Raw genomic sequence first — 17,447 nt, forward strand, 5'->3', positions numbered from 1 at the left:
TTCATGCACAGAGATAGTCCAGAACGCCGGCATCGTCGCGCCGGGCTCACCGACCACCAGCCACGCCAACGCTTCCACCATCCGAACTTCGAGATCCGCGACATGCAGGGCTGGAAGTCTATCGAGGCGGAAGGAAAGCTGCCCGAGGACGGCTGGCGCAAGGAACAGAAATGGGCACTCGACATGGGCCTGCCCGGATCGGATTCGATCATCGACAAGTCGATCCCGACATTCGCGCGAGGCGAGTTGCCGCACTTCGCCGGCATCAACACCTTCCTCAAGGCGCCCTATGTCGAGAACGTCCGCGATGTCGGCAGATATGACGCTGCCGTCATGGGCATTCCTTTCGACAGCGGCACCACTTACCGGCCCGGAACCCGCTTCGGGCCGCAAGGCATGCGCCGCATCTCGGCGCTTTACACGCCTTACAATTACGAGCTCGGTGTCGACCTGCGCGAGCAGATGACGCTTTGCGACGCCGGCGACGTCTTCACCATCCCCGCCAATCTCGAAAAGAGCTTCGACCAGATCACCAAGGGCGTCAGCCATGTCGCCTCGTCCGGCGCGCTGCCGATCATGCTCGGCGGCGACCATTCGATCGGGTTTCCGTGCGTGCGCGGTATCGCCGACGTGACCTCCAAGCGAATCGGCATCATCCATTTCGACCGCCACATCGACATCCAGGAAAAGGATCTCGACGAACGTATGCACACGACGCCCTGGTATTGGGCGACCAACCTGCCGAACGTCTCGGCCACCAATCTGGTGCAGCTCGGTATCGGCGGCTGGCAGGTGCCCCGCTACGGCGTGGCCGAGGCGAGAAAGCGCGGAACCAACGTGCTGACGATCTCCGATATCGAACAGATGGGGCTGGAGAAGGCGGCCGAGATCGCGCTCGAGCTCGCATGGAAGGACACCGACGCCGTATACATCTCCTTCGATGTCGACAGCATCGATTGCGGTTTCGTGCCGGGTACGGGCTGGCCGGAGCCCGGTGGCTTCCTGCCGCGCGAGGCACTGAAGCTGCTCGGGCTAGTGTCGGCGCCCGGCATCTGCGGACTGGAAGTGGTCGAGGTGTCGCCGCCCTACGACACGTCAGACATCACGGCGCTGTTTGGCGTGCGGGTTGTCGTCGAGGCGCTAGGCTCGATGGTCGCGCACGGCAATCTCGGCAAACACAAATCCATCATCGACAAGCCGACGAGCTTTTGACCATGCACGATGATCATCACCACCACAGCCATGATCATGGCGACGGTCACCATCACGGGCCGAACGGTCATCATCACCATCCCCACCCCGTCGGCCACAACGGGCCGCCCGGCAAGCCGTTGCAATGGCAGACACCGCATCTACCGCACGACCATGCGCCCGAACCCGCCGACGCGCGGGCGACCGATCTCGATCTCGTCGAGATCGCGTTTCTCGAAGGGTTTTCGCGGGCGCCCGACCCGTCCAGTTTCCTGCGCCTCGCCGGGATTCCGTTCGTCGGCGAGACCGCCGACGGCGTGCGGCTGCATCTTCTGCGCGTCGAGACGCAGGACATGGTCGATGTCGGCGCCGTCATGCCGCTGATTGGTGGCGCCGGCGTCACCTATCACCCGCTGCCCGCGAAACTGACGTCGCGCCGGCGCCGCCTGGCCTTCGTCTACCATAACGGCCAGGCACAAACGCCCCTTGACTTCGGCGAGGCGCGACTTCTGGCCGACAGGTCCGGCGCCGCACAATTCACCATGCCAGGGGCCGGACAATGAGCACCGGCCTTGAACCGATCGCACCCCTATCAAACAGGTCCAGAACCATGAACAGAACGCTTTCATCCTTCGGTAGACTCGCCCTGGCAGCCGCCACAACCCTCATCCCCTCATTGGCCTTCGCCCATAGCGGCGGTTTTCATGCCCACGGGTTTGTAGACGGCCTTCAGCACCCGCTGACCGGTATGGACCACCTGCTTGCCATGATGGCTGTAGGCATCATTGCCGCTCGCGCCGGCGGCAAGGGGATCATCATCGTGCCGTCGTGCTTTGTCTCGGCGATGCTCGCTGGCGCCCTGCTCGGTATCGCCGGCATCGGCCTGCCCTCACTGGAAACCGGCATAACGCTGTCGCTGGTGGTCTTCGGCGCGATAATGGCGCTTGCCAAGCCGCTTCCGCTCGCTGTGGCCGCCTCGCTGACTGCTCTCTTCGCCCTCTTCCACGGCAATGCCCATGGCCTCGAAATTCCCGAGACGGCCAGCGGCATCGCTTATGCAATCGGCTTCGTGGTCGCTACTTCGGCTCTTCACGCGACCGGCGCGTTAGCCGCCCTGACACTTCGGCGCTGGCCGCGAGCCATCCGCACGGCAGGCGTCGGCACGTCGTTGGTCGGCGTGGCGCTGGCGGCACAGATCATCTGAACCGCAGCCCATTCATCTGCGATGAACAGGAGGCGAAGGCGTGATCAGCTGGCTAACCGTTTGGCAGCGCATTCGAAACGTGCTGTACCAGATCCTGAAGACCCGGTCTGAGCGACCCTGATCCCATCCGGAGATTGAGGCTAGCAGCTTGCCGTAAGCCGCGCGCGCGTACGGAGCGGTCCGCCGTGGGTCGCGACTAACTTCCTAGCTGCAGCCGGACCGTCTTGCCTGACGTAGCCGGCCTGTTCCCAGCTACGCCAAATGATCGCCGTCGTGAACTCCGTGCCGGCGAGCGTGACTTGGTCGTCGCCGCTGCTGGCGGCCTCCCGGGCGAGGTCATGAAGAACTGGCGTGTCAAAGCGCCGAACACATTCGATCGCGAATTCGGCTTCTCACGCATGGGCTACGAGATCGCCGCAGGGTGGGGTGCGGCGATGGCCGATGTAGCATCCAGACAGTAATTCGAGGTCGATTGCGTAGGGGACTATGCGCGGCTTTCTATTCCGAACACCGTGCCGGCGTCGTTCAAGCACTTGATAAACGATCCTGACACTCCACCGGCGGTTGGCAACACATCTGCGGCCTCCACAGGCCCACCATAAGTCAATAAAATCAAACGCTATGGACGGCGGTTCGCCAGCCTTGACTTGGCTAACCAAGTGCAACAATGCCTCTAAATCATTGAAAGATAACGATAATGGTGGGCCCGGAGGATGTGCTAGGAACGTCGATTTGATTGGGTTTTTCGTGGGCCAAAATCAGAAGTATTCCCGTATCGTTCCGTATGGTTCCGCGATGCTCTCACCGTCGAATTGGCTGTGCCCTGCTTATATTAGTCCAACAGCAGCCCAACTTCGAAGGTCCGGCATAGGCTCCGCGTGTGTCGGCTGAGCGCACATCTTAGATCACGCGCGTCCTCCGGGCGCGGCTCGACCCTGCAACGGCGAATCTAGGACGATCCGCGCTGCTGTAACGTCGCACGCCCATAGGAATCGAGGACACGGGTGATGCTGCCAATCAGCAGGTCATGCGCGACGGGCTCGATCCGACCTGCCGCAACCTCGGCATCGAGTTGCCCCAGATACTGGCTGATCAAAGGGCGGGGAATGTCCCTGTCGCCCAGAAAATCCAGCAGCGTCTGTGTCGCGTGCTGTGCGTCGGGCGTCGGCCAGTAGTAACGGATGCGGTCGCTGAAGGAGAAGTGCCGCTGCACGCGCTGCTCGTCCGGCGTACCCGGATAGTATTTCTGCCAATTGTCCGGCGAGGCCAGCATGACGCGCTCCATCGCCGCCGGTAGGCTTTCACGGGACGGGTCTGGCGCAAGCACGTCGGCGATGTGGCTCAGCCCGTACAACGCCTCGCGCAGCGCGAAGGTGAGCCAGGGTCCAACCTTGAGGATGGCGAAGCCGTCGCGCACCAGAGCCCCAAGCGCCTCGTTTGGCTGGTAGTCGGTCGAATGCGCCTCGAAGACGAATTGCGGCATGCGCCCGAGCACGGCGACCAGCTGCGTCGCCTTCCGCGGCGCGTAGGCGATGATCTCGGCATTACCGAATTCGACGCCCGGCTGGACGACGACGCCGACCGCACGCGCAAAGGCAGCATCGAGGCCGGCGCGCGAAAATGCCTGTCGGTGGATCTCGACGGTGCGCAGGGCGTCATCGGGTTCGGTGACATGCATATGGTCGAGCGCTTCGAGCGCGCCGCCCGGCACCGGAACTTCGGTGCCGATGATGTAGACCGGTTTCTCGCCGCCAATGCGTTCGACCGCCACCTCGGCGACGGCCGCAAGCGCCGCGGCGCGTGCAGCGATGGTCTCGTCGGCAAGCGCGGCTGGATCGTCGGCGCAAGCCATGCTGGTGTCGAGATGCAGCTTGGTGAAGCCGGCGCCGGCATAGGCGTCGATCATCGCCTTCGCCTTCGTCATCGCCTCGGCGGAAGGAAGATGCTTCCACGGATTGGGACCGAGATGGTCGCCGCCGAGGATCAGGCGATCGAGCGGAAAGCCGGCCCTTTGCGCATGGCCCTCGACGAAGCTGCGGAAGCCGGCGGGCGTCATGCCGGTGTAGCCGCCTTCGTGATTGACCTGGTTGCAGGTCGCCTCGATCAGCACATCGGAACCGCGCGACGCGCCGTGGCGGAGCGCGGCCTCGATCACCAGCGGATGCGCCGAACAGATCGAGGCGATGCCGCCTTTCTCACCCGCGGCGCGCTTCACCGCGATGCTGGCAAATCTCTGCATCGCGGCCCTCACGGCCGGCCCCTCCCGGCGGTGGTTGCGAAAGCCTCAACCTCGGCCAGCGGAAAGATACCTTCCATTGGCCCCTTGCGAGTAACGGCTAGCGCGCCACACGCATTGGCGATCATGAGCGCCTGGGCGGGTGCCGCACCACGAAGCCAGAATGAGACGAAGGCAGCGCCGAAACAGTCACCGGCGCCGGTCGGATCGACCTCGTTGATGGCAAAGCCCGGCAAGGCCACCGTGCCGTGACGGTCGTGGAAGGCGGCGCCGTCGGCGCCCTTCTTGAGGACGACGCAGGAAACGCCGCGCTGCAGGAGGTCGTCGACCGCGCCCTTTTCGTCGCCGGCCGACGAAAACAGGAACAGTTCGTTGCCGCTCGGCAGGAAGACATCGGTTTGCTTGAGCACTTGGTCGAGCGCTTCGCGCATGCCGGAGGCCTGCATGATCTCGCGGCGAATGTTGGGGTCGAAGGACACCGTCCCGCCCTTGGCCTTCACCGTTTGGATCGCCGACAACGCGACATCGGTGGCGCGGTCGGAGAACAGTGACGAGCCCATGATATGGACATGGTCGGCGCCGGCCAGCATGCTTGTCGCAGCGGCATCGATCCCGACCAGGCCGGCGGCGCTGTTGCGGATGTTGAAGACAAAGTGCCGGCTGCCATCCGCCCGGTAGGTGACGAAGGCGGTGCCCGTCGCGTGGCCCTTGTGAACCGCGATCGCCGACACGTCAGCTCCCAGGGTCCGCAGCCGCTCGATGTTCAACTGGCCGAAATCGTCCTCGCCGACCGCGCCGATCAGGCCGGCGGGTTGGCCGAGCGCTGCGGCCTGGCCGATGAAGATGGCGGGCGCGCCGGACGGATAAGGCCCCAGCAGCGGGCCCGGTTCGAGAAAGCTCTGGCCGATACGCTCGGCCATGATCTCGACGAGGATCTCGCCGGCTGAGACCAGCTTCTTCATCGCGGAATTCCTCCCGGCGTCTCGCTCCAGTCCGACTGCGGACTTCAGTCGCGCACAATTGTGCCTGGCGGCAACCGACATCCAGAGTCAATACGGCTTGCACTTTTTGCGCCAATTAATAAATTTACGCGTGGAATAATTTTGTTATACGCGTTAAAACAGCTACAGTTTTCTGTAAAATTTTGCCTTGCGGTTGCACGCCGGCGCACCGTAAGTAGGTGCCGGACAGCACAAGGAACGAGGTTTCCGGAAGGCGGGGAATCGCTGGCGATGAAGCACAAGACGATGGAGGATTTCGCCCGCTCCTGTGGCGTCTCCAGGCCGACCTTGTCGAAATATTTCGACGATCCGACCAGCGTCAAGCCGGCGACGCGAAAGCGCATCGAGGAAGCGCAGCGCTCGTCCGACTACCAGCCCAATTTGTTCGCGCGCAACCTCAACCGCAAGCGTACCCGCAGCATCGGCATCATGGTGCCGACGGTGGCCGATCCCTTCTATTCGGAGATGGTCAGCCGCATAGAACTCAGGCTGCGCGACGAGGGCTACTGGCCGATCGTGATCTCCTCGCACGGCTCGCGCGAACTCGAAGTGGAGGCAACGCGAACGATCCTGTCGCTGAAAGTCTCCGGCGCGCTGATCGCACCGCTCGGCGTGCGCTCGGACCACCGCACGCTGGAAAAGCTGACGAAGGCGATCCCGGTCGTCTATTTCGACACCTATCTCGAAGGCGGGACGCCGTTCGTCGGCAACAACAACGCACAGAGCGTCTCGACCATCGTCGATTATCTTTGCCGGTCCGGCGGCGCCCCGGTCTATTTCGACATCCCGCATGTCAACCACAACTCGCCGGAACGGCTGGAGAGCTATGTCGCCTCGATGAAGCGGCTCGGGCATGAGCCGGTCGTCATCGGCAACACCGAGGACTACACTTGGGATTTCGAACGGATCGGCTACGAGCAGACGGAAACGATGCTCGACAATGGCGGCCTGGCGGGAAAGACCATCCTGTGCAACAACGACCGCTTGGCCTTTGGCGTGATGGCCGCCGCCTATGCGCGCGGACTCAAGATCGGCCGCAAGGGCGATTGCGACCTGCGGGTAGCCGCCCATGACGATCATCCACTCAGCCGCTACACCTGCCCCGGTCTCACCACCATGGCGCAGGACTTCGCCTCGATGGCCGGGCGCAGCGTCGAGATGCTGCTGGCGGTGCTTGAGGAGGACGACACGGCGGTCGCACCCAAAGTCAGTCTCGATGCGACGCTGGTGATGCGTCAGTCGGCCTGATCTTTCCCAAAAGCCGAATCGAAGCCGCGCCATGCGGCGACCGCAGCGCCAACGGCCTGTCGCGCTGCCGTGCCATGGCGGCCCATGGAAACAAAACCATGGATCTGGCCTGGCCAACGCCGCAGCACGACCGGCACACCGTCATCTTGCAGACGCCCGGCGTAGGCCTCGCCTTCATCAGCGAGGATGTCGTGACCCGCGATGGCGACGAAGGCTGGCGCCGCGCCCGCGAGGCTTTCCGCCCTGAGTGGCGAGGCGCGCCAGTCGTCGATGTCGGCGGCATAGCGGACATAGTGATCGCGAAACCAGGCCATGGTCGAGGCGGTCAGGCCAAAACCTTCGGCGAAACGGCGATAGCTGTCCGCCGTCTGCGCGGCATCAGTGTTGGGATAGAACAGCAGCTGCGCGGTCAACGGAATAGGATCGCCCCGCGCGAGAAGACTAAGCACCGTGGCGAGATTGCCGCCGGCGCTGTCGCCGGCAACGGCAATGCGCAGAGCGTCGATGCCGAGATCGCCAGGTGCCTCTTGTATGAAGGAGAGCACGGCGCGGCAATCCTCGACCGCGGCCGGGAATTTGTGCTCCGGCGCCAGCCGGTAGGCGGGCGAAACGACGACGCAAGCCGCCATATTGGCGAACCAGCGGCAGATCTCGTCATGGGAATCGAGATTGCCGATCACCCAGCCGCCGCCATGCAGGTAAAGCAGCGCCGGGGCAGTTGCATCAGGCGCGTCCTGCCCGCGATAGATCCTGAGCGTCAGCGAACCGCCGGGTCCAAGGATGGCGCGCTCAGTGACCGAAGCCACCGGCTCGCGCTCACCCTGCTGGTCCGGAAGGCCTTCTTCGTAGGCACAGCGTGCCTGTTGCGGTGTACCAGTCTCGAATGGCAAGGCGTCGGCCTGCCGGCCGAGCTCGAGCACATGCCGGGCTTCCGGGTCGAGTGGGGACAGGGACGGCGCTGAAGGCGATGTCATCATGGATCTCCCTCCCCATCAGGCAAGCAGACCTGCCGCCTCGTCCTCGCCGAGCAGCGGCGGCTGGTCGACGGTCCCATTGACGGCAATTGAGCCGCGGCTTTCGCCCGAAGCCAGGATCGCCTCCATGATCTCCAGAACATGCAGCGCCAGATCGCCGGAGGCGCGGGGCTTGCGCCCATCGGCCAGCGCCCGCGCAAGATCGGCGACGCCTAGCATGCGGTAGTTGGCGCGGTCGGGTGCGACATAGGGCCAGTTGCGCGCACCGTAGAGTTCGGCCTCGCTGGCGAAATCGGCCCAGTCGTCGCCGCGCGCCGAGAGCGAAACTGTGCCGCCGAATGTGTCGGGATCGGGCAATCGCAGCGAGCCTTCGGTGCCGTGCAGTTCGATCGGATGGTTGGAGTGCTTGAACACGTCCCAGGACGCGCCGAAGGTGACGGTGGCGCCAGAGCGGAACTCCAGCAGGGACAGGATGGTGGTCGGCGTGCCGACCTTAAAGCTGGTGTTCTTGTAAGGACCTTCGGCTGATATCAGACGTTCCTCCTGACCGCGCGTCGCCATCGCCATGACGCGCTCGACCGGGCCGAGCAGGTTGACCAGCATCGTCAGGTAGTAAGGGCCCATGTCGAAGACCGGGCCGCCGCCTGGCTGATAGTAGAATTGCGGATTGGGATGCCAGTGCTCCATGCCGCGCCCCATCATGAAGGCGGTGCCGGTCACAGCGCGGCCGATCGCACCCTCATCCATCAGCCGGCGCGCCCGCCGGCCGGCAGCGCCGAGGAAGGTGTCGGGAGCCGAGCCGAGCTGCAACCGGCGCGCCCTCGCCTCCTCGACCAGCCGGCGGCCGTCGGCGGCCGATGTCGCCAAAGGCTTTTCGGTAAAGACGTGCTTTCCCGCCGAAAGCGCCGAAAGCGAAATGTCGAAATGCGCCGCCGGTATCGTCAAATTGAGAACAAGATCGATGTCCGGGTCGGCCAGCAGCGCGTCGACGCCGAGTGCGCGGATGCCATGCTCCCTGGCGCGCAGCGCAGCCATATCGGCCGAAATGTCGGCGCAGGCGCTGAGCTCTACCCCGCCGAACAGAGCCGCATTGCGCAAATAGGTCATCGAGATGTTGCCGCATCCGATGACGCCGACGCCGAGCTTTGTCTTTGATTTTCTGTGCATTTCAGATCGTACCTCTAACGCGGTCATGGCCTGGCTACGGCAAGGTTCATAGTCGAAAGCCGCTATATAACATTTTAAATCTTGACGCGCGTAAAATTTTTATAGAGCATGTGAAAACGCTGGCGCAGCATTGGAGGCCGCCAGCCTTGAGGAGGAGAACATGACTGACATGAAAAACGGCCAACGGCCGATGCGAATCCCGTGAGTCATGCGCGCACTGGATCTTTCCGTCGCGGTAGGAACCGAGACGGGTTCAGGCATAGATCACCTTGGCCCTGATCCTATCAAGCTGGCTGCGTATTGGACCGGGCAGGCCATCGTCGGTGATCACCACATCGACGGCCGACAGCGAAAATGCCTTGGAGGTCCCGCTGACGCCCCATTTGCTCGAATCGGCGAGGAGGACAACGCGCCGGGCCATGCGAACGAGGTTTCGCTTCGTTCGCGCCATGTCTTCGTTCACGTCGACCACATCCAGTGACGAGTCTATCGCATGCGCTCCAACAAAGACCTGATGCGCTACCAAGCCGCCGAGAGCCGTATCGGCATCGGTGATCAGTGTGCTCACCGTGTCGGGATAGACCCGGCCGCCGATCATATGAACGTCGAGCCCGGGACGATGCATAAGGTGCTGCACGATATTCATGGCCGTGGCCGCGACCACGACATTGCTGAGCGGCGGTAACTGCATGGCAAGCTGCATCAATGTCGAGCCGCCGTCGAAGATGACCGATTGGTTGTCCTCGAAGAGGTCTACCGCCGCCCGGGCGATGCGCTTCTTTGCGTCGAGGTTCGCTTGCATCCGCCGGGCGAACGCGGCCGTAGTCGAATCGGTGGTACGGGTCACCGCCCCTCCACGGGTCTTGGTCAGTAGTCCCTTTCGGTCCAGTATCTCGAGGTCGGAGCGCACCGTGACTTCCGACACGCCAAACCCATCTGACAGGTCCTTCGTGCGAACCTGTCCGCTGCGTTGCACCTCACCCAGGATCGATTGGCGTCTCTGCTCCGACAACATTGCCCTGCCCTTGCCTCCCTACGCCAAGCAACCGCTCTGGCCTCGGCTCAGCTTAGCAAAAATACGCAAATTCGAAAGCTTTCGAAAGATTGTTTTTCTTATTTCTTTCGGAAACACTGGGTCCAGGATTTTGAAATCAAACGATTGGGGAATTTTGCACTCATGAGCCTAGGAACCAAGGTGCGTCTTGCGCGCCTCTTCTCGCATCCATCGGGGAACCTTTTTGGCGGCGCCGTCGACCACTTCGTCGGCTATGGTGACGTGCGCAAAGGCGGCCTTGCCGACCTGCCGGGTGCGCTTGCACGCGTCATGGCGGGCAGACCCGATTACGTCAGCATCCAGCCTGGCACCGCGCGCCATCTCTGGCCGCAATATGCGGGCAAGGCTTCCCTGGTGATTCAGGCGGGCTGCTTCACTCCGGACGATCGCATCAGCGAGTTGATCGCAACGCCCGAGGATGCGGTGCGCGCCGGGGCCGATGCGTTGGCCGTGGCCATTCCGGTGCGCGGCGCGACCGAGGGCAAATACATACGCTGGCTCACCGATTCGGTAAACGCGGCGGCGCGCTACGGCATGCCTGTGGTGGCGCATATCTACCCACGCGATTTCACCGACGGAGCAAGAATCGTCTTCACCCCCGACGAGATCGCCTATGCGGCGCGCATCGGCTACGAGTCCGGCGTCGACGTGATCAAGATCGGCTACACGGGCGATTTCGAGTCGTTCCGAGAGACCGTCCGGACCTGCCCGGTGCCGGTTGTGATCGCGGGTGGTCCGAAAACCGATACACTGCTCGGCGCGCTTAAGCAGACGGCGGACGCCATCCGTGCCGGCGCACGCGGTGCCGTGGTAGGCCGCAATCTTTGGGGGCATGGCGATCCGGAGAAGGCTGCGCTTGCCTTTCGGGGCGTCATCCATGACGGCCTTTCGGCGCAAGAGGCCCTGGCGAAGGCGGGTGCCTGAACGATGCCCACCGTCCCTTCAATCCTCGGCTTCGGCGCTATTGCGATCGACGACATCGTCTATGTCGATCAGCCGTTGTCGGCGGGCAAGGGGAAGGTTCTGCATAGTGCCCGGTCTTTCGGGGGAAATGTCGCGACGGCGCTAGCCGCCGTCGCGCGGCTCGGCGGAAGCGCCGGGTTCGTCGGATGGTTGGGCAGCGCCGCTGACGATGCCGTGCTGCGCGATCTCGTTGCGAGCGGTGTTGAAACCGAATTCGCGCCGCGCCACCCGGACGCGCGCCCGGTGCGCTCGCGCATTACCGTCGGCTCGGACGGGGAACGGTTCATCGCGTATGACGACGACGCGATGCTGGGCACCGCGTCGGACTTCCCGGACGAGGTCCTCAGCCGCGCGACTGTCCTGATCGTCGATAGCTACGCGATCCGGTCGCTGGATGTCGTGGCTCGCGCTCGCGATCTCGGCCTTGCGATCCTCGGCGATATCGAATGGAGCTGCGGCCCAGCCACGGAGCGGCTGATCGCGCTCTGCGACCATCTCATTCTTCCCCTCGGCTTTGCACGGACTGCCACAGGGCGCCGATCGCCCGCCGAGATGCTCGATGCATTGTGGTCGCCGTCGCGGTCCGCCGTGGTTCTGACCGATGGCGGCAGGGGCGTGTACTATCGCGGGCGTGAAGAGACAGGTCTCTGGCATCTGCCCCCGCACCGGGTGGTGGTCGTCGACTCGACCGGCGCGGGTGACTGCTTTCATGGCGCCTACGCGCATGCCTTGATGCGCGGAGCCGACACCGCAGGCCGGGTGGCATTCGCGGCCGCGGCGGCGGCCCTCTCGATAACGGGGCGTGGCGGGCGCGAGGCGCTTCCGACCGACGACCAGGTCACGGAACTCCTGGCATCGACGAACGCGCCGTCAGCAGTCGAACTGAAAAATGCGTACGTCGATACTGGAACATAGGCTGAAACTATCCGAGGAGACATTTCGCAGGTGAACATAAGCCGAGGAAAATTATAAGAATCATTGGCTTATACTTGTGGAGGGAGGAAGATGGCAGAAGTCATTCTAGAGAATATCTGCAAAACTTACGGGAACAATTTTCGCGCAATCGACCAATTGAACCTATCGGTCGAGGACGGCGAGTTCTTGATTCTCGTCGGGCCGTCCGGCTGCGGCAAATCCACCGCGTTGCGAATGATCGCGGGATTGGAGGACATCACCAGCGGCAGCCTTCGGATCGGCGGAGTCGACGTCGTCGACATGCCGCCCAAGGACCGCGACATCGCGATGGTCTTCCAGAGCTACGCGCTCTACCCGCATATGACGGTGTTCGAAAACATCGCCTTTTCGATGCGGCTGGCAGGCAAGCCGAAGGCCGAGCGCAAGAAGCGCGTGGACGAGATCGCCAAAACCCTTCAACTGACGTCTTTGCTGGACAGCAAACCCGCGAACCTGTCAGGCGGACAGCGCCAACGGGTTGCCATGGGCCGCGCCATGGTGCGCGAGCCGGCCGCCTTTCTCATGGACGAACCCCTTTCCAACCTGGATGCTAAACTGCGTGTTCAAATGCGCGCCGAAATCACCAGCCTGCAAAAGCAGCTCGGCGTAACGACCATATACGTGACCCACGACCAAATCGAAGCGATGACGATGGCCGACAGGGTCGCGGTGTTGAAGGGCGGCGTGCTGCAGCAGGTCGACACACCCAAGAGACTGTACGAGTCGCCGGTGAATGCCTTCGTCGCCGGCTTCATCGGTTCTCCCTCGATGAACCTTTTCGAAGCGACCCTAAAGGGCGGCGAGCTCGGTTTTCGCGACTTCGCCATCCGATTGCAGGATGCAGCTTTCGTCGGCAGGCCCGCTCTGAGGTCCTATGAGGGGCGCAAGATCGTGTTCGGCATACGGCCCGAGGATCTTTTTGACAGCGGCCTCGAATCCGGCCGCAATTATCAGACGATACCCGCAAAGGTGACTTCGATCGAAGAGCTCGGCTCTGAACATATCGTCCACCTGAACATCGACGCGGTCCGGGTGGACTCCGGCGATCCGGACGCAGCGGAGGATTTTGGCCTGGCATCGAACGCGGTGGCGAGATTCGAACCGGCCAGCGCCATCCACTCCGACTCGGAAATCCGGTTGGCCCTGGATGAGGCCAAGTTCCACTTCTTCGATCCTGAGACGCATCTAGCGATCTGAAGATCTGCAGCAGACCGCAGGCGAGAGGGAGGCGCCTGCGAAAGATACTCGCAAGAAGGCTTCTGAATAAACCAGACGATCGTCCGCATTGTGCGGTCGATCTTGTAGAAGGAGGAGAACATGATGTTTCGGATGCAATCCGCGATGCTGAAAATAGCCGCGGCCGCATGGTTGCTTGGCGCAACCAGCGCCATGGCGGACACGACGCTGGAATTCACCCAATGGTGGGAGCCTGAATTGCCGGCTGGCTCGCTCAGGGCAATCATGGATGACTTCGAGGCCGCAAACCCCGGAATCAAGGTGACATTGGTCAGCGGCCCCTACGCGACCACGCGAGACCAGATCTCGGTGGGTGCCGCAACCGGAACGCTCAGCGACGTCGTCGGTCTCGACGGCGCCTGGGTGAACAATCTGAATGCGCAGAACGCACTCGCCGACATGAATCCGATGATGGATGCGAGTGGTTTCGACAAGAGCCAGGTCGCGGACATCATCAAGGTGGACGGCAAGGCGGTGATGTTTCCCGTGGCCTCCTTCGTTTATCCGGTCTTCGTGAATTTGGACCTCGCCGCCCAGGCAGGCGTGACCAAGCTGCCGTCGACCCGCGCGGAGTTTCTCGAAGCCGCCAAGAAGATGACGCACGCCGAAAAGAACCAGTATGGCTGGGTGTTGCCCCTGTCGCTGCAAACGCCATCCGGCGTCCAGAACGACATGATGTCTTGGGTTTGGGCTTCGGGTCAGTCGATGATGGCGAACGGCAAGCCCGCTCTCGAGGGCAAGCCGGTGGTGGATATGCTCACCTTCGTCAAATCACTCAACGACGCCGGCACCATCTCGCCCGGCATCGCCACCAAGACCGAGCAGGAAAAGGTCGAGGAATTCGTCAACGACCGCGTCGGGATGATGATCGACTCGCTCGCGCATGTGAACCTCATCCGCAAACGCAACCCCAAGCTGAACTTCGACCTCATCCCGGTCCCGGTCGTAGAAAACTACACCGGCAAGCGCGGCCTTCCCTATGCCTCTTGGGGCATCGGCATCTCTGCTGCCTCGAAACATCAGGAGGAAGCCTGGAAACTCGTCCAATATCTGATGAGTGAAAAGGTGAACGCCAAGCTCGTGTCGCTTGCAAACGCCTTCCCGGGCAACGTCAAAGCCAAACCCGATTTCGTGACCTCGGACAAAGCTTTCGGCAAGGCTTTCGAAATCTTCAAGACCGGTTATCTCGCCAATGAGTTCACGGGCCTGCCGGTGGCTGAAGACCTGATGACCCAGTTCGACGTTCAAGCCCAGAAGATGCTCGCCGGCGAGCAGTCTCCGGAACAAGCTGCAGCCACCGCTCAGAAGGGCTGGATGGCGAAATTCTGATAGGCCTGTTCCCGTTTGCTATGTTCGACCGGGTGGCCTGACTCGGGCAGGCCACCCGGCAACAACGGATCGGCAATTTGAGATGGACCTGTTTCCGAAGCTTACCTTCTCGCTGAAGGCGTATCCCAAGGTTGGCACATGACCCGGCAAAAGCGCTCCCATCACAAGCTGAAACGAGCGGTCGCACCCTACCTATATCTGTCGCCCTCGCTGCTCATAATCGGGCTTCTGATGCTGCTGCCGATGGTGACGGTGATTGCCTACTCGTTCCAGAACAGCGCGGTGCTGCGTCGTGACCCGTCCTTTGCCGGACTGAAACACTACCAGGCGATCTTCGACGACCCCGTGTTCTGGGCTTCGCTGTGGCACACGCTCTACTTCACATGCATGAGTGTCATTTTCCACATGACCATCGGCATGGCCTTCGCGCTCATGCTGAACAGCGAGCGCATCAATCCGACGCTGCGCAATATTCTACGCGTGCTCTACATACTGCCCTGGCTGTTCACCGCAGTGATTATCGCCGTGATCTGGCGCCTCCTGCTTGAGCCGAACGGCGTCGTGAATAGCATTCTCATGCAAATCGGCATCATCGGTTCCAAGGTCGAATGGTTTTCCTCGCCCGAGACCGCGCTGCACGCCGTCACCTTCGCCAACATCTGGGCGGGCTATCCGCTTTTCATGGTCAGCCTCCTCGCAGGCCTGCAGGGCATTCCCAAGGATTTCTACGAGGCCGCCGATATCGACGGGGCGAAGGCCTACCAGAAACTGATCTTCATCACTATCCCGCAGCTGATGCCGATCATCATCAGCATCTCGCTGCTGGATTTCATCTGGACCATGCAGGTCTTTCCATTGATCTGGATAACGACGGGCGGCGGTCCGATTTACTCGACCGAGGTCCTCAGCACCTACACGTACAAGCTGGCGTTTTCGAGCTACAACCTGTCGCAGGCGTCGGCGAGCGCCGTGGTCATCCTGCTGATCTCCCTCGGCCTGACGCTGTTCTACATCCGCTATCAAAAGGCTCGGTAGTCACCATGAGGAAAAGGCACACGCCGAAAGACAGGCTGATCACCGTCGCGCTGCATGTCGCGCTTGCTGCAGGGCTCTTTTTCGCGGCCTTCCCGATCTACTGGATGCTGAGCAGCTCGTTCAAGTCGAATACCGAAATCTTTGCCCTGCCACCAACCGTCCTGCCGAAGGCCTTCACGCTGGAAGCGTATGCGGCCATCCTTGGCGACCCGGTAAAGCTGCGCTTCTTCTTCAACAGCTACTTCGTGGCCGGGGCGGTGACCGTGCTGACGGTGCTGATCGCCTTGCTGGCGGCCTATGGGTTCAGCCGTTTCAATTTCCGCGGCAAGGGCAGCCTCAACACACTCATCATCAGCACGCAGACGATCCCGCCGATCACGCTTTTGATCCCCTTCTTCGGGCTTGTCGTCTCGTATGGCATCTTCGACACCTACGTCGCACTGATCCTGACTTACCTGGTGTTTACGCTGCCCTACGCGATCCTGCTGATGACGGGATATCTGAACACCTTGCCCCGCGATCTCGATGAAGCGGTGGCTGTCGACGGCGGCAGCAGCTGGACCGCACTCTGGCGGGTGATCGTCCCGATTTCACTGCCTGGTATCGTGGCGACGTCGGTCTACACCTTCCTGTTGTGCTGGAACGAATTTCTGTTTGCGCTGACGCTGACGAAGTCAACGTCCATGCGCACCGTCCCGATCGGCATCCAGCTGTTGATGGGGCAGCACGCCTTCGAATGGAACCAGATGATGGCAATGAGCGTGCTCGGCTCGCTACCGCTCTTGCTCATCTACCTCGTTGCCCAGAGGTTCTTCCTCGCCGGCATGACCGCGGGCTCGGTCAAGTAGGATGTCCCCCCGGAGAACTGATGGAGTAGGCCGCGCATCGAAATCGATGGATTGGACATTCTCTGCTGGCAGGCGATATCGCCGCGGCCTCAAGCGTCGTCACAGCGCCGCTGATCGTGCTGATGCTGTTCTTCCAGCGCCACATCATCGAAGGGCCTTCGCAGGTGGAATCAAGGAATGAAAGGATGAACGTGAAAGACCTCAAAGTCGGCTGCCAGACCTTCACCTGGGAAATGCTCGGAGACCGTTTTGCCGGCGGCCCCGACGACCTGCTCAAAGCGATCGCCGATGGCGGCTATGCCGGCATCGAGATCACCGACACGATGATCGGCCGCTATGCCGGCAAGCCGGCGGAGTTCGCTGCGGCGCTGAAGACATCCGGCCTGACGCTGGTCTCCTTCGCCTTCGGTTCGGACAGCGGCTTCACACTCAAGGAGAAGATCGGCGCCGACCTCGAGACCGCCAAGCGCTGGATCGATTTCGCCGCCGCCTTTCCGGGCGCGCTGGTCTCCATGGGCTCGGCCACCGTCGTGTCGGACGGTCCGCGCGACGACAAGTTCGCCATTGCGGCCGAGGTCTACAACAAGGCTGGTGAACTCGGCCGCAAGGCCGGCGTCCAGGTCGCGGTGCATCCGAGCTCGCACCACAACACGCTGCTCTACGACCGCGCCGATTACGACCGCATCTTCGGGCTGCTCGATGCCTCGCTGGTCGGCTGGGTGCCGGACACGGGCCACATTTTGCGCGGCCACAAGGACGTGGCCGACACGCTCACCACCTATCGCGATCGCATCTGCTACGTGCACCTGAAGGATGTCGATGCGAGCGGCACCTGGGCGATGCTCGGCAAGGGCGTCTGCGACACGGCGAAAGTGATAGAGATTACTAGCGCGGCGCCCAACTTCAACGGCTGGCTGGTGCTGGAGGAGGAATCTGAAACCGCCGCCGCCGATCCGGCCGGAGCGGTCAAGACCAACCGCCAGACCATGCGCGGCTACGGAGCCTGA

The 17,447-nt window shown here is 62.3% G+C and carries 17 protein-coding genes; 12 read left to right on the top strand and 5 right to left on the bottom strand.

Going from position 1 to position 17,447, the window contains the following annotated elements; translation table 11 throughout:
• The first annotated feature begins 3 nt into the window (after positions 1–3).
• The 4 genes from NKH04_RS28120 (at position 4) to NKH04_RS28135 (ending at position 2,856) form a co-directional block, all read left to right on the top strand.
• Positions 4–1,212, top strand: coding sequence for an agmatinase family protein (locus NKH04_RS28120; protein WP_023679464.1), 1,209 nt, complete (start codon positions 4–6; stop codon positions 1,210–1,212).
• 2 nt (positions 1,213–1,214) lie between these two features.
• A complete protein-coding gene (locus tag NKH04_RS28125; protein WP_352923326.1) occupies positions 1,215–1,754 on the top strand; it encodes a hypothetical protein in 540 nt (179 codons plus the stop codon).
• A 47-nt stretch (positions 1,755–1,801) separates the two neighbouring features.
• A complete protein-coding gene (locus NKH04_RS28130) occupies positions 1,802–2,395 on the top strand; it encodes a HupE/UreJ family protein (protein ID WP_352923323.1) in 594 nt (197 codons plus the stop codon).
• Positions 2,396–2,619: 224 nt separating this feature from the next.
• Entirely contained in the window at positions 2,620–2,856 is a 237-nt protein-coding gene (locus NKH04_RS28135) for a thiamine pyrophosphate-dependent enzyme (RefSeq protein WP_352980495.1), read from the top strand.
• A gap of 488 nt (positions 2,857–3,344) precedes the next feature.
• Here the strand turns inward: NKH04_RS28135 and NKH04_RS28140 are convergent, their stop codons facing one another.
• Together NKH04_RS28140 and NKH04_RS28145 are read right to left on the bottom strand one after the other, a co-directional pair.
• On the bottom strand, positions 3,345–4,634 hold the full coding sequence (locus NKH04_RS28140; RefSeq protein WP_352819276.1) for a D-tagatose-bisphosphate aldolase, class II, non-catalytic subunit: 1,290 nt from the start codon (positions 4,632–4,634) through the stop codon (positions 3,345–3,347).
• Positions 4,635–4,642: 8 nt separating this feature from the next.
• Positions 4,643–5,593 carry a sugar kinase gene (locus tag NKH04_RS28145; RefSeq protein ID WP_352773587.1) on the bottom strand — a complete coding sequence of 317 codons (951 nt, stop codon included), beginning with the start codon at positions 5,591–5,593 and terminating at the stop codon, positions 4,643–4,645.
• Positions 5,594–5,857: 264 nt separating this feature from the next.
• On the opposite strand from NKH04_RS28145, the gene NKH04_RS28150 reads away from it, so the two are divergent.
• Positions 5,858–6,880 (top strand): LacI family DNA-binding transcriptional regulator, encoded by a 1,023-nt coding sequence (locus NKH04_RS28150; RefSeq protein WP_353045318.1) that lies wholly within the window; start codon positions 5,858–5,860, stop codon positions 6,878–6,880.
• Here NKH04_RS28150 and NKH04_RS28155 read toward each other — a convergent pair.
• The 3 genes from NKH04_RS28155 to NKH04_RS28165 all read right to left on the bottom strand — a co-directional run bounded on the left by NKH04_RS28155 (position 6,868) and on the right by NKH04_RS28165 (position 10,036).
• Complete coding sequence (locus NKH04_RS28155; RefSeq protein ID WP_352819274.1) at positions 6,868–7,854, bottom strand: alpha/beta hydrolase; 987 nt, start codon at positions 7,852–7,854, stop codon at positions 6,868–6,870. The two genes, NKH04_RS28150 and NKH04_RS28155, sit on opposite strands and share 13 nt — an antisense overlap.
• Before the next feature lie 18 nt (positions 7,855–7,872).
• Complete coding sequence (locus NKH04_RS28160; protein ID WP_352819272.1) at positions 7,873–9,021, bottom strand: Gfo/Idh/MocA family protein; 1,149 nt, start codon at positions 9,019–9,021, stop codon at positions 7,873–7,875.
• 253 nt (positions 9,022–9,274) lie between these two features.
• Positions 9,275–10,036 carry a DeoR/GlpR family DNA-binding transcription regulator gene (locus NKH04_RS28165; protein ID WP_352501408.1) on the bottom strand — a complete coding sequence of 254 codons (762 nt, stop codon included), beginning with the start codon at positions 10,034–10,036 and terminating at the stop codon, positions 9,275–9,277.
• A 162-nt stretch (positions 10,037–10,198) separates the two neighbouring features.
• Here NKH04_RS28165 and NKH04_RS28170 point away from each other — a divergent pair, with 162 nt between their 5' ends.
• From NKH04_RS28170 to NKH04_RS28200, 7 genes are all read left to right on the top strand, one after another.
• Positions 10,199–10,999, top strand: a complete 801-nt coding sequence (locus tag NKH04_RS28170; protein WP_352819295.1) for a beta/alpha barrel domain-containing protein — start codon at positions 10,199–10,201, stop codon at positions 10,997–10,999.
• A 3-nt stretch (positions 11,000–11,002) separates the two neighbouring features.
• Positions 11,003–11,953: a PfkB family carbohydrate kinase gene (locus NKH04_RS28175; RefSeq protein ID WP_352922487.1), complete on the top strand. Its 951-nt coding sequence runs from the start codon at positions 11,003–11,005 to the stop codon at positions 11,951–11,953.
• Positions 11,954–12,043: 90 nt separating this feature from the next.
• Positions 12,044–13,189, top strand: a complete 1,146-nt coding sequence (locus NKH04_RS28180) for an ABC transporter ATP-binding protein (RefSeq protein WP_353045307.1) — start codon at positions 12,044–12,046, stop codon at positions 13,187–13,189.
• A 120-nt stretch (positions 13,190–13,309) separates the two neighbouring features.
• Complete coding sequence (locus NKH04_RS28185; RefSeq protein WP_352980489.1) at positions 13,310–14,557, top strand: ABC transporter substrate-binding protein; 1,248 nt, start codon at positions 13,310–13,312, stop codon at positions 14,555–14,557.
• 138 nt (positions 14,558–14,695) lie between these two features.
• Positions 14,696–15,592 (top strand): carbohydrate ABC transporter permease, encoded by an 897-nt coding sequence (locus tag NKH04_RS28190; protein WP_352501412.1) that lies wholly within the window; start codon positions 14,696–14,698, stop codon positions 15,590–15,592.
• 5 nt (positions 15,593–15,597) lie between these two features.
• Positions 15,598–16,440: a carbohydrate ABC transporter permease gene (locus NKH04_RS28195; protein WP_192254565.1), complete on the top strand. Its 843-nt coding sequence runs from the start codon at positions 15,598–15,600 to the stop codon at positions 16,438–16,440.
• 185 nt (positions 16,441–16,625) lie between these two features.
• A complete protein-coding gene (locus tag NKH04_RS28200) occupies positions 16,626–17,447 on the top strand; it encodes a sugar phosphate isomerase/epimerase family protein (RefSeq protein ID WP_353045308.1) in 822 nt (273 codons plus the stop codon).

It is taken from the genome of Mesorhizobium sp. M1365 (genome assembly GCF_040317865.1).
Lineage (GTDB): Bacteria > Pseudomonadota > Alphaproteobacteria > Rhizobiales > Rhizobiaceae > Mesorhizobium.

Bases quoted from the DNA above. Each gene is read 5' to 3' on its own strand.
- NKH04_RS28120 (WP_023679464.1), top strand. From the start codon at position 4: ATGCACAGAGATAGTCCAGAACGCCGGCATCGTCGCGCCGGGCTCACC.
- NKH04_RS28125 (WP_352923326.1), top strand. From the start codon at position 1,215: ATGCACGATGATCATCACCACCACAGCCATGATCATGGCGACGGTCAC.
- NKH04_RS28130 (WP_352923323.1), top strand. From the start codon at position 1,802: ATGAACAGAACGCTTTCATCCTTCGGTAGACTCGCCCTGGCAGCCGCC.
- NKH04_RS28140 (WP_352819276.1), bottom strand. From the start codon at position 4,634: ATGCAGAGATTTGCCAGCATCGCGGTGAAGCGCGCCGCGGGTGAGAAA.
- NKH04_RS28145 (WP_352773587.1), bottom strand. From the start codon at position 5,593: ATGAAGAAGCTGGTCTCAGCCGGCGAGATCCTCGTCGAGATCATGGCC.
- NKH04_RS28155 (WP_352819274.1), bottom strand. From the start codon at position 7,854: ATGACATCGCCTTCAGCGCCGTCCCTGTCCCCACTCGACCCGGAAGCC.
- NKH04_RS28160 (WP_352819272.1), bottom strand. From the start codon at position 9,021: ATGCACAGAAAATCAAAGACAAAGCTCGGCGTCGGCGTCATCGGATGC.
- NKH04_RS28165 (WP_352501408.1), bottom strand. From the start codon at position 10,036: ATGTTGTCGGAGCAGAGACGCCAATCGATCCTGGGTGAGGTGCAACGC.
- NKH04_RS28170 (WP_352819295.1), top strand. From the start codon at position 10,199: ATGAGCCTAGGAACCAAGGTGCGTCTTGCGCGCCTCTTCTCGCATCCA.
- NKH04_RS28175 (WP_352922487.1), top strand. From the start codon at position 11,003: ATGCCCACCGTCCCTTCAATCCTCGGCTTCGGCGCTATTGCGATCGAC.
- NKH04_RS28180 (WP_353045307.1), top strand. From the start codon at position 12,044: ATGGCAGAAGTCATTCTAGAGAATATCTGCAAAACTTACGGGAACAAT.
- NKH04_RS28185 (WP_352980489.1), top strand. From the start codon at position 13,310: ATGATGTTTCGGATGCAATCCGCGATGCTGAAAATAGCCGCGGCCGCA.
- NKH04_RS28190 (WP_352501412.1), top strand. From the start codon at position 14,696: ATGACCCGGCAAAAGCGCTCCCATCACAAGCTGAAACGAGCGGTCGCA.
- NKH04_RS28195 (WP_192254565.1), top strand. From the start codon at position 15,598: ATGAGGAAAAGGCACACGCCGAAAGACAGGCTGATCACCGTCGCGCTG.
- NKH04_RS28200 (WP_353045308.1), top strand. From the start codon at position 16,626: ATGAACGTGAAAGACCTCAAAGTCGGCTGCCAGACCTTCACCTGGGAA.